Here is a 22,473-nt window from a genome sequence, read left to right on the forward strand (position 1 = left end):
GCTCAAAGGGATCGGGAGCACACAAAAAACTGCCGTTCGTACTACTTCCGGAAGTGGCGAATTAATGGGCACACAGACAGCGACCGAGGTCTCGATTTTGAAACACAGATCGGTCGCTCAGATGGAGAGAACAAAGCTAGCTTTTGAATCTCGAAACAGACGACAGATCAGCAAACGCGAGCCAAGATTCATCGAAACCGAGGCACGAGACCAAGCCGAATTTTCTGGTGGAACCGTAAGATCCGTATACCTATACAACGACACTCCTCGTGTGGCTGAACATTATCAAAACTACGTTGATGGTACGTGGACGGAAACGCTCACGGGGGAGACGGTTGAGACGGTCAATCCTGCCTCGCCGAGCGAAACCGTTGGGCAGTACCAGCAATCGAGCGCGGAGGACGCAAACGAAGCTGTCGAAGCGGCTTCGGCTGCCAGCGATGAGTGGGCATCGACGCCCGCGCCCGAGCGAGGGGCAATCTTACGACAGACGGCAGCCAACCTCGATGATCGCAAACAGGAGCTGACCGAACTCCTTACACGAGAGGAAGGAAAGACGCACGCCGAGGCTGGTGGAGAGGTACAGCGCGCGATCGACATCTTCTATTACTACGCCGAGAAGACGCGCGATATGGGAGGCACCGTCAAATCTGCCAGCGCAGAACGGACGAACTTATACACCAAGAACGTCCCGGTCGGTGTCGCCGCCCTCATCACGCCGTGGAACTATCCGATCGCTATTCCGGCGTGGAAGATCGCACCTGCACTCGCTGCTGGTAATACACTCGTTCTCAATCCAGCATCGATCGCGCCCGGAGTCGCTGTTGCCATTTTCGAGGCACTCGATGACGCCGGTCTCCCTGATGGGGTCGCAAACATCGTCACTGGACCGGGGAGCGAAGTCGGCGATGCCATCATTAGCCACGATGATGTCGACGCTGTCTCCTTCACCGGAAGCGGTCAGGTTGGTCATATGGTGTACGACGCGGCGACAGCGGATGGCAAGCGCGTCCAAACTGAACTTGGTGGGAAAAACCCGACAGTCGTCTCCGCATCCGCCGACGTCGAAAAAGCAGCAGCCATCGTGGCGGCGGGTGCCTTCGGCGTCACCGGACAGGCGTGTACCGCCTGTTCTCGCGCCATCGTCCACGAATCGGTCTACGACGAGTTCGTCGAAGCAGTCACCGAACGGGCAGCAAGCATTGAGATCGGCCCCGGTGATCAGTACGAGATGGGCCCGCAGGTCAGTGAATCCGAGCTCGACGGAACGCTCGAATACATCGATGTCGGCAAAAACGAGGGCGCGACCCTCACGACAGGGGGCGGGCAACCTGACGGAGACCGCTTTGACGACGGCTACTTTGTCGAACCGACGGTGTTCACCGACGTCGGCCGTGATTTCCGTATTGCTCAGGAAGAGATCTTCGGGCCAGTACTGGCAGTCACCGAAGTGAACGACTTCGACGAAGCAGTTGCAGTCGCCAACGACGTTGAGTATGGTCTCTCGGCGAGCATCGTGACGCAGGATCACACAGAAGCCGAGCGATTCCTCACCGAATCAGAGGCAGGTGTCGTGAAAGTCAACGCGAAGACGACGGGACTAGAGCTGCACGTCCCGTTCGGCGGGTTCAAGCAGTCCTCCTCGGAGACCTGGCGCGAACAGGGCGATGCAGGACTCGACTTTTACACCATCGAGAAGACAATTTACGACAACTTCTGAGTCTGATTCGGTTCCGAATTCCGAACACAGATCTTTTTTTACCGTTTCAATTCTCTATTGGACGACAGCAGTTCAGACAACACTGCTGTCGATCACGATCTGAAAGGAGTGATAGCTCAACCAACTTTGTTATAATCTAGACCGTCTTTATTCGTTTACAGAACTACACCCAAGGTATTCTAAACACTGTTCTGTTTTAAAGAACAATACGTCGCCAAAGGAGAAATGCAGACGATGACAATCATTGAAATGTAGTAATCTATCCGTTAGTGGTTTATATCATACAGAAATAACGAAACAGTCTATGGATTGGATCAACTATTAGTTGTCAGAATCCGTTATGTCGACATCCCATCATTACAGTCGTACTATTGTAACAATCAGCTGCGGTGAGAACCGGATTCCGCTTTGAAGCGACGCTTCGACGCGAAAAACTATCCACTACGATTTCCGTTCAGTAACTGCAGTGCTCGACCATATTCGACACACTGCGACGATTTTGTCTGCGATATGCATCGACCGGGCGAACGATCACTGCCGGATCTGAGTTGTAGCCGTGCCACCCGTGGTCCACGGGACTCACTATACGGCACGACGCTGTACGCGGAGAGATACACACCGCTGACGAGACTGGTCAGCTGTGGAGAGTCCCTTCGACAAGCCACATCAGACTCTTGTTTCCAGATTCGCAAATCAAGAGTTTGACAAGTTTATGATACGTAGTGAACACCAGTCTACTATTCTAATCCGGTTATTAATTGTAATTGAAATCCGGGATTGGTTATTAGATTAACACACTGTTGAAAACAGATAACAGTTAGTTATCAGGAAAGAGCAATTGTTATCTGCTTATAGACGTTAATCTATCTCAGCACTAGTTTATGCAGATGATAGTAATTATGGCAATCATCGTATGTATGCGCTTTGCCCTAATCGATGAATAATAAAATTAGCGCCAATAGAATGTACACTGAGGCTCAGTGTCCTCGATGTAGAGTAGAGGGGTCGAGACTGATCGATTGATGAAGGAGATGACACGGGATTGTATCTATAAAAAGACTCCCAAAGAATCATGTAATGCAATAATATAAAAATTTATTTTTGATAGGAATGTAATCGGAGTGAATGAGAGAGCGACTACGTGAGCTATTAATCTGTCTCTCACTAATCGGAGTCATATTAGTAGTTCCAATCAATGTGGGAGCTCACGTCTCTACCGGTGACGTAGTGGGTCTGAAATTCCCTGTTGTCGTTTTCGGCTCGGCCACTATCGGGGCGTGTGGGGGATTCGCTGTGATCTTCTATCATTCCTATGTAAATCGAATTAAGACACACGTGGCCGGTTCGGTTGGCATTCTTCTCATTGGAATCTCACTACTAGTTCTCCTCCCAATGATGACCTCACAGCCCATCCTCTCCGGACTGAGTGTTGTCGTGGGAGGATCGATCGCCATGTTACTCCCAGTTCACGACGACACACACGTTACGCCGACGGAGGCCACATCGACCGCTGTAGCACTCACACTTCATCAGCTCATGGAAGGAGTAGTTCTCGCAGCTGCCTACGTCGCTGGAGGGGTTGTCGGATTAATCGCGGCACTTTTTCTCACGGCACACACGGTTGTTGAGACAGCTGCAGTCGGCACAGCGTACGTCGTCGCCGGTCAGTACAAGCGAGGGGGGATTGCTGTTGTGTTCATGCAGACAGTCTACGTGATCGCAGCAGTCGTCGCGTTTCGGTCAGCACTTGCTGTCCCGCCAGCAGCCGAACATATCACAACCGCTATCGTTGGATCCGTACTACTGGTCGTTGGAATACACAGCTGTCGGTGTGTCATCGATGACAGTATTTCATATTCATAGACAGCACCGTATCATCAGTATAGTCCGTAATTTCGATGGATGAAACCCATCTACATTCTATATCTGATACTTTGCTATCTTCATCACTGCAGTCGATTTTATAGATGTTCACAAACGATATATCTGATGTCCATACATATACGATCATGGAACACAATCACGATGGTATGCTTCGACGGGGAAAAGCTGTCGAGCACATGTTGACCGTGCGTCAAACGCTGCTTACCGATCGGTCAACGGAAACAGTCGCGCTTGGCGAGGGTATCAATGGGCGTGTACTCGCGCAAAGAATCGATGCCGAGCGAGATGTTCCAGCGTTCGATTACGCGACGATGGACGGATACGCTCTCAACACGAGCGACGATTATCCGCTCGATATCGTTGATACAGGCGTGTTCCCGGAAAGCGAGCCGTTGGCGCTCGAAGAGGGACAGGCCATCCGTACTGCAACTGGTGCGCCGATTCCAGAGCGTGCCAATGCTGTCCTCAAAAAAGAGGCGGCAACCATCGAAGATGGTCGGCTCGATGGAGTTACTCTCGAACCGGGGACCTTCATTTACGAGCGTGCGAGTAACGTCACCGCTGGTGAGACACTCTTCGAAGCGCACGAGCGCCTCTCAGCGAAGGATGCAACACTCCTCCGCGATCTCGGAATTGAAACAGTTGCGGTCCACAAGCCACTCTCGGTAGCGCTGCTTGCAACTGGTACCGAGATTCACGAAGACCGCATCACTGACCTCGACTCACCGATGGTTGCCGAACTCGTCCAGTCGTGGGGGCACAAAACAACGTATGTGGGAACAGTTCCAGATGAGTATGACCGCATCGAAGCGCGGATCGCAGAGCTTTCCAAAGCGTTTGATGTCGTGATGACGACCGGCGGGACCAGCGTTGGTGAGAAAGACTACGTCGTCCGTGCGCTCGAATCGCTGGGAAGGGTCATTTTCCACCGCACACGCGTTCGTCCAGGAAAACCAATCGCACTCGCTGAACTCCCCAACGCAACGGCTATTGCCGTCCCAGGAAAGCCAATTGGTGCGCACACGATCATGACACTCATCGTGCGCCCATTCTTCACGGGGGAAACGACCCTCCCGACAGTACACGCAGAGATGACTGACAGTGTCAATATCGGTTCAGAGGATTTCGAGTACGCGATTCCAGTGCTGCTCTCGGGTGAGACTGCAACACCGCTCGGACACGTCGACTCACCGCTTTCGATCTACGAGATGACGTTCGACCCGAGCGTGCTCTCGGCATCGACGCGGGCAACACGGGCTGATGGCTTTCTCATCACTAACAATTCTGTGAAGAAAGGTGAGATAGTTCCGGTCGTTCCCTACGAAGTTGTCGAGTAGATCCCACAACAACTGCAGTGCTGATGACAACAGAAGCTACGGTTCCCCCGGTCTATATCCCGATCGTTGTCGTATAATTCGAACACTGACCAAACATGGATATAAATCGCTTCCGTTCATCCCGGTGGCTGTACGTTGGTGCTGCCGTCGTTATCGTCGGGGCAGCAGGTACGTATCAATTCGCGTGGTCAGTCATTCGCGCTCCTATAGGCGTGCAAGCTGGTGCGTCCGAAACCGTACTTGGGACAGTCTTTTCGGTGATGATCGTCTCTCAGACGCTGGCCGCATTTCCGGCGGGCTGGATTCGTGATCGTCACGGACCGCACGTCCCGCTCCTCGCTGGTTCCGTTTTGCTTACAGCCGGATTCGCTGGGGCTGCTCTCATGCCGACGGTACCCGTGTTGTACCTGTGGTTCGCATTGGGTGGCGCAGGCGTTGGAATTGCGTACGATATCGCTGTGAACACCCCCTCACAGTGGTTCGTCAATCGGCGTGGAATGGCGACGGGTGCAGTGAGTATGGCGTTTAGTGGGACGAGTTTTGTCCTGATTCCGGTCATTCAGCGGGGCGCTGAAACTGCGTTCACCTCGACGCTACTGGTGTTAGCGCTGGCAGCGGGAATTGCCTCACTCATCGGCGCTGCCATCATTAGAGATCCAGACGGCGATAGCCCTGTCCAAGAGGAGACACCAACACGTTCGGCTGTCGATGAGTCCGCAGTGACGTGGCGCAGCATGCTCCGGACGCGACAGTTCTGGGTGCTGTATCTCATCTTTGTCGTCGTAAACGGTGTCGGACTCATGCTCCTTGAGAAGGTAGTGGCGTACGCGGGTCAGCTCGGGCTTCCCACGGCGGCAGCGACGGCTGCGGCATCACTCGTCGCATTGGGACAGGCAACCGGCGTCGTCGTCCTCGGGAGCGTATCAGATCGTATCGGCCACAAACGAACGCTCGCTGGCTCGCTCGTCATCTGTGGGCTTTCTCTCGCCGCGACTGTTGTCGTTGGCCAGCTGGCGTTCGAATGGTTATTCGTCGCCCTTGCGGGGGTCACGATGTTTTTCCGAAGCCCATCATTCGCCATTATGCCAGGACTCACAAGCCAGTACTACGGCCAGCGATACGCATCAGAGAACTACGCGGTGCTGCTGACGGCGAAGCTGTGGGGCGGCATCTTCGGTGGAACGGCAACGAGTGTTCTTGTTCTTTCTCTCGGTTGGTCACAGACGTTTTACATTGCTGCAGCACTCGCGGTCGTCGCAGGCATCCTCGCGTCAGTTGCGCTCGACTCGTCGTGAACGAACACGAAATTCGGTAGTCACGACCCATTCAGTACCTGTTGGTCGACGCTCCGTGAAAGCAGCACACTCACAGAGATGGATTTGCTCGACCGTGAGTTCCATCGCTTCGCCTATGAAGCACAATCGGATGATCGTCAGGATCGGCAATCATCGCCATATCACAGGTCGGAAACTCCTGCAGTTCCAGTACGACATCCATTCCTTCATCTCGAAGCTCTTCGACAGCGGCTTCGACATCATCAACGGCCATTGCAACGCCAGTACCGCCTGCTCCTGGAGTAACCGGGAAGTGGGGATTGGCTTCTCCGAGTGCAAGGGTCGTCGGTGGCAGCGCAAACTCTGCCCAGCTAGACTCCTCATTTAGCATCTCCAGCTCTAATCCGAGCGTATCACGGTAGAATGGAACTGACACGCTAAGATCGGCGACGGTCTGAAAAATGAAGTCTGTCGCTTTAACGTTCGTATTCATACTATATCTAATTCCACTCATATCAACGGCTGTAGTTGATAAAGAGATGCGCCTAGCGGGGCGAAAGTGATTGCTTCCAATTTTCCGTTGACCAAGAATTCATCCGGAAAACGACTGCTGAAGGTCGCTTGCAATCTCAGCAATAGCCTCTCGTGCCTGTCTCAGTTCGGGGTCGTCAAGCATACCGAGGAATCCATGGACGAGATCATCGTGATGTCGGTGGGTGACGTCAACTGTGGCTTCATCGAGGCGCTTTGCGTACTCGACTCCTTCATCACGCAGCACGTCGAAGCCACAGGTCACGATCGTCGCGGGAGGGAGCCCACGCAGATCGCGCGCCCGCAGGGGCGAGGCGTACGGATTGTTGCCATCGAGGTCACTCTCAAGATAGTGGTCCCACACCCACTCTTCATCTGCTTTTGTGATCACGAGCTGCTCAGGATCCTCTTCGTACGATGGCGTATCGAACGAGTAATCGAGAATCGGGGTGACGAGCACCTGATACGCCACGTCGGGTTCGGCACAATCACGAGCAACTTGCGCGACTGCAGCTGCCAGATTCCCGCCCGCACTCTCGCCACCGATCGCCACACGATCGGGATCCCCGTGAACGACGCCAGAATGTTCGACAACCCATTTCGTCGCACAGTAACAGTCTTCGACGGGTGCTGGAAACGGATGTTCGGGTGCGTGGCGATACCCGACCGAGACGACCACACACCGAGCTGCGTTTGTTAATGCTCGACAGATCCCGTCGTCAACATCGATACCACCCATTACCCAGCCACCACCGTGAGCGTACACGAGAACTGGGAACGGTGCTGATCCATCCGGTGTATAGATCCTGATTGGGATACCACCAGCAGGACCGTCGATCGTAATGTCCCGTACCGATCCAACAGGTTCGGGATTCTTCGGTGGTGCCCACAGCTCTGCTAAAAGTTTCCGAGCCCCGTCGACAGAAAGCGTACTGAACCGTGGAATCCCCGCATCTTTCCGTTCTTCGAGTACTGCGTTCACATTGGGGTGTGGTACCGTTGCCCTCATTTCACATCATCCGACCAAACGCTGCAAGCGGTTATAGCTCTACGCCCCGCGAAAGCAAATGACCCAACAACCCGCGTGATGACTGAACTGGTTAGTGTCCAAAATAGATGCGCGAATAACTAGCACACGAACTGGACGGTGCGCTCGCAGCCCCTGTCCTAACTTCGCTCACACGAACTGCGGAGTGAGGTATTAATTCGAGAGGACCGGTGGCGATTCGTCGTTTTCGCTGGTCGGTTGTGACTCGTTCGTGTGCTCAACGGGTAGTGTATCGAGCAGTTCCGCGGCTGCATCGAGTCGCTCGTCGATCTCGGTAACAAACTCACTCGTTTGGTCCGTTGTGATCGCACCAGTGGCCGTCGGCTCGATGAGTCCTTCTTCTTCGAGGATGCGGAGCGAGTAGCGAACCTTGTGCTTGGGATAGCCCGATGCATCCGATAGTCGCATGATTCCGATTGGCTCGTGAGCGACTACTAGCTGTAATACTTGCATGTGTCGATCTAGCATATCGACGCGGTCTTCGAGATGACCTATCATGGTACATAGTACCTCACACCCCAGTGATTTGAATGTTGTTAATCGCGATTCACATAGTAACCAATTTACTCCGAATTTTGTACGCTACTGCGTTCTGTATGGACAATTCAATAGTTAAAATAAGCAATATTACCTGTGTTTTTCAGACATCTCATTCAGAATTGCTCAACTATATGGTAATACGCAGAACCAGCACTGCTCAGACGCAGTTGGTTTATTGTAATCGGTCGTATTCTGGTTGACTCTCGTGGGAGACAACTGCGAGTCGGTGACACCGCACCTCGGTTAGTACGATCGCGGAAGACCGAGATGGTGCTCAGCAATGAAGTTTTTGACCATCTCGTTCGAAACGGGCGCCGTCTGTGTGAGACGCATATTCTGCCAGATATCGTATACTTCGTACTCGCGCGTGAATCCGTTTCCACCGTGGGTCTGAATTGCTTGCGAGGCAGCTTCGGTCGCAAACTCGCTCGTGAGTAGTTTCGCTGCGTTCGCTTCCATGCCACAATCCTCGCCGTCGTCCCACTTTGAGGCCGCTTCGTACGTTATCTGCCGGGCAGCCATGAGCTTCGCGTAGTGCTCTGCCAGTGGGTGCTGAATAGCCTGATGGGAGCCGATTGGCTGCCCGAAGACCTCGCGGTCGTTCGCGTACTCGACCGCGAGATCGATCGCCCGGAGTCCACCCCCAAGCGCACTCGCTGCTCCCCCGATACGCTCTGTGTTGAGCGTATCGAACAGCAGGTAGAGTCCACCATCCTCGGCCCCTAGAATGTGATCTTCGTGGACTCGGAGCCCGTCGATGTCAACTTGGTATTGGCGTTCGAACCACTGAACAGTCGTATCAAGCTCTGTGAGCGAGATGCCGTCCCGAGAAGCAGGATCGTCGACAAGAAACATCGTAACCCCGTGAGTAGGATTCGAGCGGTCGAACGCTGTTGTACGCGCTATCAGCAACATTGAATCGGCGTTCTCGACGCCACTGATGAACGTCTTCTGACCGTTGATGACGAACTCACTCCCATCGCGCTCGGCGTGCGTGTCGATGTTGAGCGTGTTCGTTCCCGCTCGCGGCTCGGTTAATCCCATACAGAACCGCATCTCGCCGTTGGCAATCTTCGGTAGATACGCTTGCTTCTGGGATTCGGTGCCATGGCGCTGAATACCGATGCCACCAAAGACTGGCGTGAGCACGAAAATAATCCCACCCTGCCCGCCTCCGCGAGAAAGTTCCTCAATGACAATAGTCATTTCATGCATTCCCATTCCTTCACCGCCGTACGCTTCGGGAATTGCCACTCCGAGCCATCCGTTGTCCGCTAGATCCTGCCAGTACTCTTCCGGGAACTGCTTGGCATCGACGTGTTCGCGCCAGTAAGTGGAATCGTACTCGTCGGCGATATCGCCAACGGCCTCCCGGATCATGTCACGCATTTCCTTATCAACTGAGGGCATATTCCAGATGCACTACGATCTATAATAACGGTTGTGCCGGGCATGCATGGCCACCGAAAACGAAGCTACCAACATAGATATAGATAAACAGTAGAGTAACTGTTACAAATTGAGACTGAGCGATCGCCTCAGAGTTCTTCGTCTGTCGGTTTCAGTGGTTCACCGAGTCGTTCGGATGCGGTTGCTTCGAGCTTGAATCGCTGGACCTTTTGGGTCGCACTCCGGGGAAGTTCTGTAACGAAGAACACGCGACGTGGATGGGCATAGGTGGCGACATGATCGAGTGTGAATTGACGGAGTTCTTCTTCATCGACCGTCGCTCCGTCCTCGGTAACGACGAACGCGACTGGTGCTTTGCCTTTCATCTCGTGATCAGCTGCGACGACGGCGGCTTCAGCAACGGCCGGATGATCGTACAGTGCATCCTCGACTTCGGCCGGATAGACGTTCTCACCGCCGACGATCATCATATCATCAGCACGATCGACGATCCAAAAGTACCCATCGCTGTCGACACGCGCGATGTCTCCCGTGTAGAACCACCCATCGTCGTCAAACACTGCTTCAGTCTTCGCAGGACGCTCGTAGTATCCTGTGAACACCTGTGGGCCGCGAACGGCGATCTCTCCGGTGACCTGTGTCTCGTCGTCGAAATCAATGTTTGCGTTCACAAACGGCGTGAGCTCTTCTGGTTCAATGAGTGTCTCACGGCTGTCAGGATTTGTGAGCTTGAGTTCGATGTTCGGCACCGGAGGACCGATACACCCCGCAGCCTTGCGAACTCCTCGCGACGGTTCGGTGGTACCAGCAGGCGACGTTTCCGTCATACCCCATCCTTCGGTCATTGGAACGTCCCACGCGGCTTCGATTTCGCGTCGGGTCGAATCCGCAAGCGGCGCAGCCGCACAGATGGCGTTCTCTAGCGAGGAAAGGTCGTAGTCTAATGGGGAATCTCGGTATTCGCGGAACATCATCGTGTACATCGCTGGTACACCCGCGAAATGGGTTATTGAATGCTCCTGAATGGCGTTGAGCATCGGTTCTGCTTCGGGCTGGGGCTGAAGTATCATCGTTGCACCCGTATAGAGGAACGTTCCCATGAGCGCGTTCATCGCGTAGACGTGAAAGAGCGGAAGGACGAGCAGTCCTGTGTCATCAGGATCGAGCGCCAGTCCCCCCGAATCGTAGGATTCGATCGTCGTGAGAAGGTTTTCGTGGGTGAGTAACACCCCTTTGGGCTTTCCAGTGGTTCCACTAGTGTAGGGCTGACAGGCTACGTCGTCGAACGCGCGTTCGGGTCGATCGAGATCCGCGCTCGCCGCAGCGATGGTGTGCGAATAGTTAATGCAGCCCTGATCACTCACTCCCGGAATGAACGTCGTTTCCACGTCAGCCGCGCGAGACAGCTGTTTGGCTTCATCTGCGAGCAGTGGCGAGGCGATCAAATAGTCGACACCCCCGTCTTCGAGTACGAAGACGAGTGTTTCGGGATCCATCCGGAGATTTAGTGGGATCGGGACCGTTCCTGCCTTGATCGCCCCAAAATACGCGCTTGGAAACTGAAGCGTGTTCGGTATGAGCAACCCAACACGTTCTCCGGCCGCAACACCGGCATCGAGGAGAACATTCGCCACCCGCCTCGATTCGGTATCGAGTTCTGCGAACGACTGTTCGCCGCCGAGACCGACGAATGCGGTCTTGTCACCGTACCGGTGGGCAGCCATCGCTGGGAGGTCACCCATGTGTCGAAGTGGTTTACCGTTGTAGTATTCCATGTTTCTGATGATCATATTTCCTCATGCATATTAAATATTGACGTGATCTGTCCATTTTAACAATCACTTTGTGTTGCGAGAGCCAGAAGTGAACATCATAACGTTGTGTGTTGGATATCATCGACTGAATTAATGGCTAGTTTGACATTGTGGGAGAAACGGAGGTATGTATGGAAATCGATATCGGTGATGACACTGACGAGGAAACAGCTCGGGCGATCGCGACCGCGATATCGGAACATCTCGGTCGATCAGTCGAGATCGTCGACGAGGAGGCTCCAAATACGAGGGAAGCAGACTGGCGTGGGGCTGGATCAGTTGTGACCGAGCGTGAGGAACAACTTCGCGCAGAGATCGAAGCAATCGTATCAGGTGGTCCCGAGCGCGGGCACGAGAAGATCGCAGATCTGGGGAAGGTCTTTGTCCGTGATCGTCTCGATATGATCTTCGATACCATCGAGTACGAGGATGGGACCTTCGCACGGCAGACGGACGAGGAACTCCCTGCAGACGGGTTGCTAACAGGAGTTGGAACCATCGATGGCCGAACCATCGCATTCACGGCGAACGATTACACAGTGAAAGCTGGTTCCTTGGGACAGATGGGTGTCGAGAAAGTGATCCGGATCGAAGAGCGCGCGATGGAGATGGGCATTCCGATGCTCCGACTGATCGATTCAACAGGCGCACGCCTCGACACCGCAGAACGCGAGCCGGGCGAGACGCATATGGGACGCTATCACGGCGGGAAGATGTTCTACAATCAGTGTCGTCTCTCTGGGCAGGTTCCACAGATCGGCGTGCTCTATGGTCCGGATATTGCAGGCTCTGCGTACACTCCCGTCTTCTGTGATTTCCTCATCATGGTTGCGGACATTTCGGGGATGGCAATCGCCTCACCGCGCATCGTCGAAGCAATGACTGGCGAATCCGTCGACATGGACGCACTCGGTGGCCCGGAGGTCCACGCGACCCAGAGCGGAAGCGCAGATCTCGTTGTCCCCGACGAAGCGGCGGCCGCAACAACGGTCCGTTCGCTCCTCTCGTATCTTCCCCAGAGCTACGCCGAGCAACCACCCACGGATGAATCGATTCCACCGAGAAAGAATCCGAACAGCCTCGACGCTGTCATCCCCGAGCAGCCGAACAAGGCGTACGATGTCCACGAAACCATCGACCGACTCGTCGATCGAGCATCGTTTTTCGAACTCATGCCCCGCTTCGCTCCGGAGATAGTCACCGGTTTCGCACGAATTGACGGCCGCTCCGTGGGCGTCGTCGCCAACCAGCCTGAGCACGTCAGCGGAGCCATCTTTCCAGACTCGGCCGATAAGGCCGCAGGGTTCGTCTGGACCTGTGACGCCTACAACATCCCGCTGGTCTACCTCTGTGATACGCCAGGATTCATGATCGGTTCAGCGGTCGAACGCGAGGGCGTCCTCCGGAAAGGAAGAAAACTCATCTATGCAACCTCGAACGCGCAAGTTCCCAAATTCTGTGTGATCATCAGAAAAGCCTACGGGGCGGGAATTTATGCGATGTGTGGACCGTCGTTCGGGGCTGATGCGACACTGGCGCTTCCGTCTGCCGAAATCGCGGTCATGGGACCCGACGCCGCTGTCCACGCACTGTTCGGGGGACAACTAGAAGCGATGGAGGACGAAGCGCGCGAGCAGTTCATCGAAAGCGCAAAAGCGGAGTACCGAAACTACATCGACATCAACGCACAAGCATCGAAGATGCAGGTTGATGAACTCCTTCCTGCGGGCGATCTCCGCGAACAGCTGAAAGCGCGTCTTGCCGCGTTCAGTACGAAACAACGGTCCGAACGCCCACAACACCACGGAACAGTACTGTTCTGAGTCCAACTCCGCCCTCAGATTAGAACGGTGAAGACGCGAGCAGTTGGCCACCGTCGACGGCAAAGTAGCCGCCGGTGACGTAGGCGGCCGCAGGACTCGTAAGAAAGAGCACTGTCGGGACGCAGTCGGCGGGTGTACCGAATCGCTCTGCCGGGATATCTTGAAGAATCTCCTCTGGAAGCTCGCCACCAGCTGCCTCGGTTACGCCTTCGGTTTCGATGATGCCCGGTGCGATCGTATTCGCCCTGATGTCGTGGACTGCCCATTCGCTCGCTACAGTCTGCATCAGGTTGTGGACACCCGCTTTTCCCGCGCCAGAGTGAGCGTGATACGGTGCACCTTGTACGCTGTTGGTCGCGCCCATCGAAACGATCGCGCCACCATCATTCTCGATCATGTGTTCGCCAACGCTCAGTGTGCAGTAGGCCGTTCCGTCGAGGATAGTTCCGACCACGGCGCGCCAGCCGTTCGGCGTCAGCAGCTCGGTCGGGGTGAGAAAGTTCGCACCGGCGTTGTTCACAAGCACATCGATACCGCCGAACTCCTCAACCACCGTCTCAGTCATGGTATCGACGCTCTCGTACTCACGAACGTCGACAGTCGTCGCATACGCTCGTCCACCACGGCTTTCGATTTCCTCGACAACCGGTGTGAGGTGATCCATATTGCGGCTGACAACGGCGACATCCGCGCCGTGATCTGCAAACGCGAGTGCAACCGCCTTGCCGATACCAGTACCGCCCCCTGTAACGAGGACAACCCGATCGGCGAACAGATCTTCGGCGAACAGATCGGTGCTCGGAGGCGTTTCACCGAGACCAACCATCAGCGAATCACCTTCTCGACGCACACTGTTACTCCCCATTCGAATCGTAGCTCGTTGTATCTCATTGTTTCATCCCCAGAATTTCCCGCGCTTCGTCGGGTGTCGCGGGTGTTCGACCGACAGCTCGGGTCAGTTTCGCTGCCTGTTCGACGAGTTCGGGATTGGTCGACATCTCACCGTTTGGTAAATAGAAGTTGTCTTCGAGACCAACACGGATATTACCGCCCATCGAGAGCGCACCAGCGGCGAGTGCCCACTGTTCACGACCGATGCCGATCACTTGCCAGTTGGCGTCATCAGGGAGCTGTTTGACCTGATGAACGAGGTTTTCGACTGTCGCTGGGATTCCACCGAGTACACCCATGATGAGACTAAACTGCAGTGGATGAGAGAGATCATCCATCTTTAATAACGGCTTGATATTTCCAATGTGACCAGTGTCGAAGCACTCCAATTCGGGTTTCACCCCGGCGTCGGCCATCGCATTCACGAACTGTCCGATCTCCTCGAAGGAGTTTTCGAACACCATATCGAACACGAACTCCTCGCGGGATTCAGAGTATTTTGCGTAGTTCATCGATCCCATGTTCAGCGCCGCGAGATCGGGTTGTGCCTCCTGAATATACTCAATACGCTCTTTGACCGACGCGTGGAGCGCTCCCGTCGAAAAGTTAAGTAGAATGTCGGTTCGATCTCTCACCTCATCATAAATATCTTGATAAATTTCTGTGCTGTACGTCGGGCTCCCATCTTCGGTCCGAGCATGAATGTGGGCGATGGCAGCACCCGCCTCCCGAGCAGCGGCAGCGTCTTCGGCGATCTCTTCGGGCGTATACGGAATCGCTTCGCACTGATCGCGCGTGGTGAGTGCACCGGTGAGTGCTGCGGAAATAATCGCCCGTTCCGGATCATTTCCTTTGATGGATTGCTGATCGTTAATCGTCATTGTTGTCGAGAGAGCGTTCGGTCCACTCAGGCTGTTCGTCGAGCAAGAATGCGTTGATTCCCTCCTCGGTCGCATCACTCATGGCAAGGAGTGCTATACTCTCGCGCATGTACGAAAGCGCCTCGTGAAATCCCATATCGCGTTGGTTGTAGAACGATTCTTTCCCCATTTCGATCATCACTGGTGAGGAAGCCGCGAGATCATCAATGAGATCGTCGAGCTCTGCCTCGAACTCATCGCTCGGAACAACATCGGTGGTGAGTCCAATTTCGTGGGCCTTCGCAGCATCAATGTGCTCACCCGTAAAGAGCAGTTTGAAACCTTGCTTTTCGTGGACAGTGCGCATGATTGGTACGAGTGCCTGTGAAGGAAACATGCCAATATTCGCCTCGGGGGTTCCAAAGGTCGCATCGTCGGAGGCAAGGACGAGATCACAGGCCGCTGCAAGACCCATCCCTCCAGCGAGGCAGTAGCCTTCGACAGCGGCAACGACCAGCGCGCCGGTATCGATCAGTTGTTCCATCAGCTCTGCTAGCCCCGAAAAGCTGTTTCGGTACGCCTGTGGTCCTTTTCCGACGTTCGATGCTATACTCTTGAGGTCGCCACCCGAGGAGAACGTTCCAGCAGCGCCACGGATGACGACAACGCGTGCTGGACCTGCATCAGCAGCCGCAAGCACAGCACTCAGCCCCTCAAGAACATTCTCGTTCATCGCATTGTGCTGTTCGGGTCGGTCGATTACTGCTCTGATCACCAGCTCGTCGTCGCTGACGGTTACTGTGAGATCCTCGTTTCCATCTATGTTCGTTTCGGTCATCGGTGCGCTCCTCGAAACACGTTTACGTCCAATTCGTCTGTGCAGGGTACTGCTACGGTTGATACCATTAGATCGGGCTCGGATTGTTCGCACGGTCGTTCAGTTTCCCAGAATGTGTCGTCCGTCATCGTTCGAATATCTGTGTTTTCGTCTTTGTTCGCTTCATTCTAGCTTTCGTGTATGGCTAATAATTCTATTCCGCGAAATGCAGGGGTGTTTTTATAATACGAAGAATACGGTAGACGTAGACGTTATATCGTCTATGAGTGGGTGGAGAGAAGAACAAACCACTAGATTCAAAGATACGACTATCCAGAACAATTAAATGTAGATGTATGATTGTAATGCCTCGGATAGAAGGGGTTTGAATAGAGGGGAAAGGTCAACAAGCCTCTCACGATACGGACCACTATTCGAATAAAAATTATGGATTCTAGATCACATCGAAACGTATGGGATGCTATGTACGATTGACATAGCATTTAAGTGTTCATAGCGTCTACAGTAGAACGGAGGCAAAGAAGTCGAGATTCATCTCGACCTGTTCAATTCTAAGCACACTCTGCACCCACACCATTATGACAGACCAACGCATCAACATCAATTCCGATCGGCACCGAACAGTTTCATCAGAAGAAAAAACGGATCGAGAGACAGAGACAGAACGTACAACAGTATGTTCTGAGTGTGGTGGCAAGCTCATCACCGATGATGAACACGGTGAGACGGTCTGTGCCGAGTGCGGTCTCGTAGCTGAGGAGGACGAAATCGATCCGGGACCCGAATGGCGAGCATTCAACTCATCGGAGAGAGATGAAAAAAGCCGCGTTGGTGCTCCGACGACCCACATGATGCACGATCGAGGATTATCAACAACCATCGGTTGGCAGGACAGGGATGCCTACGGTAACTCCTTGACAGGACGCCAACGTCAGAAAATGCAACGGCTGCGCACGTGGAACGAGCGCTTTCGCACTCGTGACTCCAAAGAGCGCAACCTGAAACAGGCACTCGGCGAGATCGAGCGGATGGCCAGTGCCCTCGGGTTACCAAAGACCGTCCGCGAGACTGCGAGTGTCATCTACCGGCGAGCACTCGCTGAGGATCTCTTGCCTGGACGGAGCATCGAAGGCGTTGCGACAGCCGCGCTCTACGGCGCTGCACGCCAGACTGGCACGCCGCGCAGCATCGACGAAGTCGCTGCTGTCTCGCGGATCGAGGCGATGGAATTCAAACGAACGTATCGATATATTGTCCGTGAGCTGAATCTCGAAATCGAACCAGCCGACCCAGTCAGTTACGTCGGCCGATTCGCTTCTGAACTCGACATCTCGGAGGAAGCCGAACGGCGCGCCCGTGAGCTGCTCGAATCGGCCAAGAAAGACGATGTCACGAGTGGGAAAAGCCCCGTGGGCCTTGCTGCCGCCGCGGTCTATGCCGCTCCGCGCCTCACGAACGAGAAGATCACGCAAAGCGAAGTCAGTGAGGTTACTGACATCAGCGAAGTCACCATCCGCAACCGCTACAAAGAGCTGCTCGAAGCCGGAGAACAAACACGAGCAGCCACATAACGTATCAACGAATGCTGCTACACGGACGCTGGAGTGAGTGTCGGATTGAACTGGTCAAGTTACTTGCTATTACAAGCATACGATTGTAATGATTCTCCACCCACGTTTGCGGGAGGGTCGAGAGCAGCTGACTGTCAAAATTGAACAACGCACGAGCACGGGCGATCGATACAACGCCCCGTCTAGTAGTGGTCTGCAGGGAGTAGCTGGCTGGACGAAGACACAAATAGAATGGACAACAAAAATGGTACGGTTGACTGATAGTATCCTCTGCTTACATGAGATGAGAGAATACTGTCCGATTACGAGACTATGAATTAGTATTTAAATAATAAGAATGAGTTGTTTGCGTTTGCAAGCAACCCAGCATCACTACCAGAGTCGAACGCCGAATGACAGGAAGAAAACCCCTGTGTGTCACACAGGAGGAGAGAAGAAATCAATCACTTAGTCAATCAGTCTACGGACCGTGATTGTGAGCAGTACACATAGTCTCTTCGGGCTCGGAGCAATTACAAAGGTAATTTTGTAACGTCTACACGCCGGGGAACCCTGATCCACGTGTATTCGGATCGTGCGTTCGCTTGTCGCTTCCAGAATCAGGTATCTTCTACGATGACGAAGTCGTATTCAGTATCGTAGTTATAGACTACTGATTAGTAAGGAGAACAATTATTGAGTGGAGTGAACAAGATCAATTTCGATCGCATTCGCCGTGTCACGAACCATCTGTGGGACCTCTTGATCGAACACCTGACCCTGCATTCGGCTTTTCGGTCCCGAAACGCTGACTGCTCCCAAGGGAACTCCATTTTCGAGAATGGGAGCTGCACAACACTGTAATCCGTTGAGCCGTTCTTCTCGATCGAAGGCGATGCCGCGCTCGTGGACTGTCTCCAGTTCGGTGTGAAGACGCTCGGGCGTAGTGATTGTGTTTTCGGTCATCTGTGGTAATCCGTGCTGTTCGACTATCTGCAGTAGGCGGTCGTCGTTGAGATACGCAAGGATTGCTTTTCCAACCGCAGTACAATGAAGATGTTCACGTTCTTGTACGTATGACTCCAACCGGAGCGCTCGTTCGCTCCGGGAAACTGCGACATAAATACCGAGTCCGTTCTCTTCAACTAGTAGATTCGCCATTTCGCCGGTCTGTTCAGCCAGCTCGTCGATGTTGCGCTTTGCGATCCGATAGAGTTTCAGACGGTGTTTTGCGTAATCGCCAAAGTAGATAAATCGTAGTCCGAGCGTGTACTCTTCGTCCTCTTTGACGAGATATCCCTCCTGTTGAAGCGTGCTGAGGTAGTTATGGAGTGTACTTGGTGGCATGTCGAGAACTGAAGCGATATCCGCCCCTCGTGCCCCGTCCATGTTCCGCACCTCTTCGAGGATTCGAAACGCCGTTTCGACGGATTTGATCGGGTTTTGTGCTTCTGTCGTCATGTCTACCTCGAATATTCCACATTACTTAATCGTTATTCATTATCGAGGAAAGAAGCTGTTCAAGGCGTGTGATCAGTCGGTCCAAATCCAAGCGCTGGACAGAGTGGGTTCCAGACACGAGAGAGGAACGTACCGACGAATTTTAGTGTCTTCTAGAAACATGACTCTGTGACCGGGAGTCATTCACCGATAGCCCGGAACGCTGTGATCATCATGGTAGAAACACAGAGTATATCGACGCCAGAAGCACCACAGAATGACAATCCGTATTCGCAGGGAGTCATCGTCGACGGTCTACTATTCGTATCTGGATTTGGACCGGTTTCGCCAGAGACGATGGAGACAGTAAACGGAGATATCGGCACACAGACCAGCCGTGTGATCGAAAATCTGCAGGCAGTAGTCGAAGAAGCTGGCGGAAGCCTGGCTGACGTCGTAAAGACGACGGTCTACGTGACGGACATGGCGGATTATGATCAGGTAAACGAGACCTATGGTGAGTATTTTGACGAGGATCCACCTGCACGGGTCTGTATCGAAGCCGCGCGTCTCCCTGACAACGTCAGCGTCGAAATTGACGCAATCGTCGCCATCGAATAGACTGCCGTTCGAGAAGAGCCGAGCTGAAGACGACTTAGTCGCTTCGCTCAGCAATTGCTTCCGTGACGATATCGAGCGCTATTTCGGCCTGTGATCGTGTGAGCACGAGCGGTGGGAGCAGTCGGAGAACGTTCCCATATCGACCCGCGGTCCAGACGAGGACACCGCGTTCGTAACAGTACTGCTGAATTTCATCGACGAGATCCGTCGCGGGGTCGCCGTTCTCATCAACGAACTCTGCACCGATAAAGAGACCTTTTCCACGTACCTCCCCGAGTTGCTTGCTCTGGTCGGCGGCTTCGCGGAGCCGCGAGCGGATGTACGTTCCGAGATCACGAGCGTGCGAGAGCAGATTCTGATCCTGAATGTACTCGATTGCCCGACAGCCCGCACGCATAGCGACAACGTGTCCCCGATAGGTGCCAGCGTGTGCACCCTCGCCCCACGTGTCGAGATCCTCGTGATACATGGTCGCCGAGAGAGGAAGTCCGATACCGCCCAACGCTTTCGCCATCGTCATCACATCGGGTGTCGTCTCGTACCACTCGCTCGCCCACCACTCCCCAGTTCGACCAAATCCGCTCTGGATCTCATCGACGATCAGTGTGAGTCCGTTGTCTTCTGTGATCTCCTTGAGACCAGGGAGGAATCCTTCTGGAGGCGTTATGACACCGCCCTCCCCTTGGATCGGTTCGACAACGATTCCGGCGGGATTGGCGACGCCGCTGTATGGATCCTCGACGATTGCCCGAACCTCATCCAACGCATCGACCACGGCGTCGGCTTCTGTTTTGTCCTGTCCGAATGGATACGGATACGGAGCGTGAACGATATCCGGCAACAGCGGGGTGTACTCCTTTTTGAACGATTTGTTCGAGGTGAGGCTCATCGCACCCGAGGTCGGACCGTGATATGCACCACGGAAGGCCACAAATCCGTGGCCATTCCCGTTGTATTTGGCGAGCTTCATCGACGCCTCGATTGCGTCACTTCCCGTCGGACCGCCGAACACGACCCGATTGTTTCCCGACAGAGAGCCGGGGGCGATTTTATCGAGCTTTTCGAGGAGTTCGATCCGGGGCTCTGTCGGGAAATCAATCGTATGGGTGATCTTGTCCACCTGCTCGTGAACAGCCTCGGTGACGTACGGATTCGAGTGTCCGACGTTGAGAACGCCGATTCCCCCGAACATGTCGATGAAGGTGTTTCCATCGACATCGCGGACTGTCGCACCGAGTCCCTCCTCGAACGCGATTGGGATGTCGTTTGGATACGCTACGGCGCTGCTATCCAGACGATTTTGTTGTTTGAGCAGCCGTTTCGTCTTCGGTCCCGGAACAGTCTCAACCGATGGTGCATCGTCATAATGTATCTGGTCGTATTCGTGCGCTGGCTCTATAGCCATGGCTGCCCTACGAACATCTCTCACAAAAAAGTGCGCATTGGACTGACAGACCAATGTTCGTCGAAGCAGCTCGTGCGAGGATACCTTGATGGTGGAGGAGAATGATCATTCCAGTATGGAGGTCATCAATCCAGCGACTGGCGAAGAGACCGAATCGTACGAAGAAGATGACTGGGCTGAGATCGACACAGCGCTCGACCGTGCGGTGGATACCTTCGAGGACTGGCGACAGCGATCTGTGAGAGAGCGCGAGCAGTTCCTTGTCGACCTCGCTGACGTCATTCGTGATGAGAAACACCACTACGCCGAACTCATGACGAGAGAGATGGGCAAACCCATCTCACAGGCAATCGCGGAGATTGAAAAGTGCGCGTGGCTTTGTGACCACTACGCTTCGCACGCGGGCACGTATTTGCAAGAAGAACAACACCCGAGTCCACCGGGAACGAGCGTCAAGACGGTTCACGATCCCCTCGGTCCCGTACTCGCGGTGATGCCCTGGAACTTCCCCTTCTGGCAAGCGCTTCGGTTCTCAGTCCCCTACATAACGGCGGGGAACGTAGGGCTGCTCAAGCACGCTTCGAACGTTCCGGGCTGTGCCCTCGCGATCGAGGAACTCTACGAAAAGGCCGGCTATCCAGAGGGCGTCTTCCAGACGTTGGTCGTTGGCTCGGACCCTATCGACGACATTCTCGCAGACGAACGCATTCGGGCAGCAACACTGACCGGAAGCGGCCCAGCGGGTCGAGCTGTTGCCTCGAAAGCGGGCGAGCAGCTCAAGAAAACCGTTCTCGAACTCGGTGGAAGCGATCCGTTCGTCGTGTTAGAGGATGCCGACCTCGATGCAGCGGTCGAAACTGGCACGCGGGCACGCAACCAAAACGGTGGGCAGTCGTGTATCGCTGCAAAGCGTTTCATCGTCGTCGACGACGTCTACGACGAGTATATCGACCGATTCACCGAGGAATTCGAGGCGCTTACCATCGGCGATCCAATGGATGAGGAGACGGACGTTGGGCCACAGGCCCGCCGCGATCTGATGGAAGGCCTGCACGAACAGGTCATAGCAAGCGTTGATGCCGGTGCCACCGCTATCACCGGTGGTGAACCGCTCGACCGCGAGGGGGCCTACTACCCGCCGACGATTCTCGCAGACGTACCGGAAAACTGTCCTGCCAGCGACGAAGAGCTGTTCGGTCCCGTTGCAGCTGTTTTCCGAGTTGCTGATGAATCAGCGGCCATCGAGATGGCCAACGACACGCAGTTCGGTCTCGGTGCCAGTGTCTGGACAGAAGACCGAGATCGCGGTGAGCGCGTCGCGCGCGAAATCGATGCTGGCTGCGTGTACGTCAACCAGCTTGTGAAGTCGGATCCTCGTGTCCCATTCGGCGGCGTCAAAGAATCGGGATACGGTCGCGAGCTATCGGGGATCGGTATCAAAGAGTTCGTCAATCGGAAGACGGTGTGGGTCGAATAACGGCACCACC

General features: G+C 54.3%; 18 protein-coding genes. 8 read left to right on the plus strand and 10 right to left on the minus strand.

Features of this window, described 5'->3' with window-relative positions:
• Positions 1 to 271: 271 nt before the first annotated feature.
• The 4 genes from xacF to MW898_RS08365 all read left to right on the plus strand — a co-directional run bounded on the left by xacF (position 272) and on the right by MW898_RS08365 (position 6,236).
• Positions 272 to 1,720, plus strand: coding sequence for a 2,5-dioxovalerate dehydrogenase (gene xacF, locus MW898_RS08350; protein ID WP_248906186.1), 1,449 nt, complete (start codon positions 272 to 274; stop codon positions 1,718 to 1,720).
• Positions 1,721 to 2,947: 1,227 nt separating this feature from the next.
• Complete coding sequence (locus tag MW898_RS08355; protein ID WP_248906189.1) at positions 2,948 to 3,583, plus strand: hypothetical protein; 636 nt, start codon at positions 2,948 to 2,950, stop codon at positions 3,581 to 3,583.
• Between the two features lie 146 nt (positions 3,584 to 3,729).
• Positions 3,730 to 4,941: a molybdopterin molybdotransferase MoeA gene (locus MW898_RS08360; protein ID WP_248906191.1), complete on the plus strand. Its 1,212-nt coding sequence runs from the start codon at positions 3,730 to 3,732 to the stop codon at positions 4,939 to 4,941.
• 95 nt (positions 4,942 to 5,036) lie between these two features.
• Positions 5,037 to 6,236 carry an MFS transporter gene (locus tag MW898_RS08365; protein ID WP_248906193.1) on the plus strand — a complete coding sequence of 400 codons (1,200 nt, stop codon included), beginning with the start codon at positions 5,037 to 5,039 and terminating at the stop codon, positions 6,234 to 6,236.
• Between the two features lie 70 nt (positions 6,237 to 6,306).
• Here the strand turns inward: MW898_RS08365 and MW898_RS08370 are convergent, their stop codons facing one another.
• From MW898_RS08370 to MW898_RS08390, 5 genes are all read right to left on the minus strand, one after another.
• Positions 6,307 to 6,708 (minus strand): VOC family protein, encoded by a 402-nt coding sequence (locus tag MW898_RS08370; RefSeq protein ID WP_248906195.1) that lies wholly within the window; start codon positions 6,706 to 6,708, stop codon positions 6,307 to 6,309.
• A gap of 99 nt (positions 6,709 to 6,807) precedes the next feature.
• Positions 6,808 to 7,755, minus strand: a complete 948-nt coding sequence (gene lipP1 / locus MW898_RS08375) for a LipP1 family hormone-sensitive lipase (RefSeq protein ID WP_248906196.1) — start codon at positions 7,753 to 7,755, stop codon at positions 6,808 to 6,810.
• A gap of 192 nt (positions 7,756 to 7,947) precedes the next feature.
• Positions 7,948 to 8,292, minus strand: coding sequence for a hypothetical protein (locus MW898_RS08380; RefSeq protein WP_248906198.1), 345 nt, complete (start codon positions 8,290 to 8,292; stop codon positions 7,948 to 7,950).
• A 285-nt stretch (positions 8,293 to 8,577) separates the two neighbouring features.
• Entirely contained in the window at positions 8,578 to 9,744 is a 1,167-nt protein-coding gene (locus MW898_RS08385; protein WP_248906200.1) for an acyl-CoA dehydrogenase family protein, read from the minus strand.
• 128 nt (positions 9,745 to 9,872) lie between these two features.
• The gene (locus MW898_RS08390) at positions 9,873 to 11,519 is read right to left on the minus strand and encodes a class I adenylate-forming enzyme family protein (RefSeq protein WP_248906202.1); all 1,647 of its coding nucleotides are present in this window, start codon (positions 11,517 to 11,519) and stop codon (positions 9,873 to 9,875) included.
• A gap of 170 nt (positions 11,520 to 11,689) precedes the next feature.
• Here MW898_RS08390 and MW898_RS08395 point away from each other — a divergent pair, with 170 nt between their 5' ends.
• Positions 11,690 to 13,381 (plus strand): acyl-CoA carboxylase subunit beta, encoded by a 1,692-nt coding sequence (locus tag MW898_RS08395; protein WP_248906203.1) that lies wholly within the window; start codon positions 11,690 to 11,692, stop codon positions 13,379 to 13,381.
• A gap of 19 nt (positions 13,382 to 13,400) precedes the next feature.
• Here MW898_RS08395 and MW898_RS08400 read toward each other — a convergent pair whose 3' ends face one another.
• From MW898_RS08400 to MW898_RS08410, 3 genes are read right to left on the minus strand one after another with little or no spacing between them, the layout of a single operon-like run.
• Positions 13,401 to 14,246: an SDR family oxidoreductase gene (locus MW898_RS08400; RefSeq protein WP_248906205.1), complete on the minus strand. Its 846-nt coding sequence runs from the start codon at positions 14,244 to 14,246 to the stop codon at positions 13,401 to 13,403.
• A 22-nt stretch (positions 14,247 to 14,268) separates the two neighbouring features.
• A complete protein-coding gene (locus MW898_RS08405; RefSeq protein WP_248906207.1) occupies positions 14,269 to 15,153 on the minus strand; it encodes a beta-keto acid cleavage family enzyme in 885 nt (294 codons plus the stop codon).
• On the minus strand, positions 15,143 to 15,970 hold the full coding sequence (locus tag MW898_RS08410) for an enoyl-CoA hydratase/isomerase family protein (RefSeq protein ID WP_248906209.1): 828 nt from the start codon (positions 15,968 to 15,970) through the stop codon (positions 15,143 to 15,145). The genes MW898_RS08405 and MW898_RS08410 overlap by 11 nt, the downstream gene beginning before the upstream one ends.
• Before the next feature lie 578 nt (positions 15,971 to 16,548).
• On the opposite strand from MW898_RS08410, the gene MW898_RS08415 reads away from it, so the two are divergent.
• On the plus strand, positions 16,549 to 17,541 hold the full coding sequence (locus tag MW898_RS08415) for a transcription initiation factor IIB (protein WP_248906211.1): 993 nt from the start codon (positions 16,549 to 16,551) through the stop codon (positions 17,539 to 17,541).
• Between the two features lie 672 nt (positions 17,542 to 18,213).
• Here the strand turns inward: MW898_RS08415 and MW898_RS08420 are convergent.
• Positions 18,214 to 18,981, minus strand: coding sequence for an IclR family transcriptional regulator (locus MW898_RS08420; RefSeq protein WP_248906213.1), 768 nt, complete (start codon positions 18,979 to 18,981; stop codon positions 18,214 to 18,216).
• 213 nt (positions 18,982 to 19,194) lie between these two features.
• On the opposite strand from MW898_RS08420, the gene MW898_RS08425 reads away from it, so the two are divergent.
• Positions 19,195 to 19,581, plus strand: a complete 387-nt coding sequence (locus MW898_RS08425; RefSeq protein ID WP_248906216.1) for a Rid family detoxifying hydrolase — start codon at positions 19,195 to 19,197, stop codon at positions 19,579 to 19,581.
• Between the two features lie 34 nt (positions 19,582 to 19,615).
• Here the strand turns inward: MW898_RS08425 and MW898_RS08430 are convergent, their stop codons facing one another.
• Positions 19,616 to 20,986 (minus strand): aspartate aminotransferase family protein, encoded by a 1,371-nt coding sequence (locus tag MW898_RS08430; RefSeq protein WP_248906218.1) that lies wholly within the window; start codon positions 20,984 to 20,986, stop codon positions 19,616 to 19,618.
• Between the two features lie 88 nt (positions 20,987 to 21,074).
• On the opposite strand from MW898_RS08430, the gene MW898_RS08435 reads away from it, so the two are divergent.
• Positions 21,075 to 22,463, plus strand: a complete 1,389-nt coding sequence (locus MW898_RS08435) for an NAD-dependent succinate-semialdehyde dehydrogenase (RefSeq protein ID WP_277999773.1) — start codon at positions 21,075 to 21,077, stop codon at positions 22,461 to 22,463.
• Positions 22,464 to 22,473 lie beyond the last annotated feature (10 nt).

Source organism: Halocatena marina, assembly GCF_023276375.1.
GTDB classification, from domain to species: Archaea; Halobacteriota; Halobacteria; order Halobacteriales; family Haloarculaceae; genus Halocatena; species Halocatena marina.

What these genes read in the sequence shown, in the direction of transcription:
- MW898_RS08360 (WP_248906191.1), top strand. Translation starts at nt 3,730, where the DNA reads ATGGAACACAATCACGATGGTATGCTTCGACGGGGAAAAGCTGTCGAG.
- MW898_RS08365 (WP_248906193.1), top strand. Translation starts at nt 5,037, where the DNA reads ATGGATATAAATCGCTTCCGTTCATCCCGGTGGCTGTACGTTGGTGCT.
- MW898_RS08370 (WP_248906195.1), bottom strand. Translation starts at nt 6,708, where the DNA reads ATGAATACGAACGTTAAAGCGACAGACTTCATTTTTCAGACCGTCGCC.
- lipP1 (WP_248906196.1), bottom strand. Translation starts at nt 7,755, where the DNA reads ATGAGGGCAACGGTACCACACCCCAATGTGAACGCAGTACTCGAAGAA.
- MW898_RS08380 (WP_248906198.1), bottom strand. Translation starts at nt 8,292, where the DNA reads ATGATAGGTCATCTCGAAGACCGCGTCGATATGCTAGATCGACACATG.
- MW898_RS08385 (WP_248906200.1), bottom strand. Translation starts at nt 9,744, where the DNA reads ATGCCCTCAGTTGATAAGGAAATGCGTGACATGATCCGGGAGGCCGTT.
- MW898_RS08390 (WP_248906202.1), bottom strand. Translation starts at nt 11,519, where the DNA reads ATGGAATACTACAACGGTAAACCACTTCGACACATGGGTGACCTCCCA.
- MW898_RS08395 (WP_248906203.1), top strand. Translation starts at nt 11,690, where the DNA reads ATGGAAATCGATATCGGTGATGACACTGACGAGGAAACAGCTCGGGCG.
- MW898_RS08400 (WP_248906205.1), bottom strand. Translation starts at nt 14,246, where the DNA reads ATGGGGAGTAACAGTGTGCGTCGAGAAGGTGATTCGCTGATGGTTGGT.
- MW898_RS08405 (WP_248906207.1), bottom strand. Translation starts at nt 15,153, where the DNA reads ATGACGATTAACGATCAGCAATCCATCAAAGGAAATGATCCGGAACGG.
- MW898_RS08410 (WP_248906209.1), bottom strand. Translation starts at nt 15,970, where the DNA reads ATGACCGAAACGAACATAGATGGAAACGAGGATCTCACAGTAACCGTC.
- MW898_RS08415 (WP_248906211.1), top strand. Translation starts at nt 16,549, where the DNA reads ATGACAGACCAACGCATCAACATCAATTCCGATCGGCACCGAACAGTT.
- MW898_RS08420 (WP_248906213.1), bottom strand. Translation starts at nt 18,981, where the DNA reads ATGACGACAGAAGCACAAAACCCGATCAAATCCGTCGAAACGGCGTTT.
- MW898_RS08425 (WP_248906216.1), top strand. Translation starts at nt 19,195, where the DNA reads ATGGTAGAAACACAGAGTATATCGACGCCAGAAGCACCACAGAATGAC.
- MW898_RS08430 (WP_248906218.1), bottom strand. Translation starts at nt 20,986, where the DNA reads ATGGCTATAGAGCCAGCGCACGAATACGACCAGATACATTATGACGAT.
- MW898_RS08435 (WP_277999773.1), top strand. Translation starts at nt 21,075, where the DNA reads ATGGTGGAGGAGAATGATCATTCCAGTATGGAGGTCATCAATCCAGCG.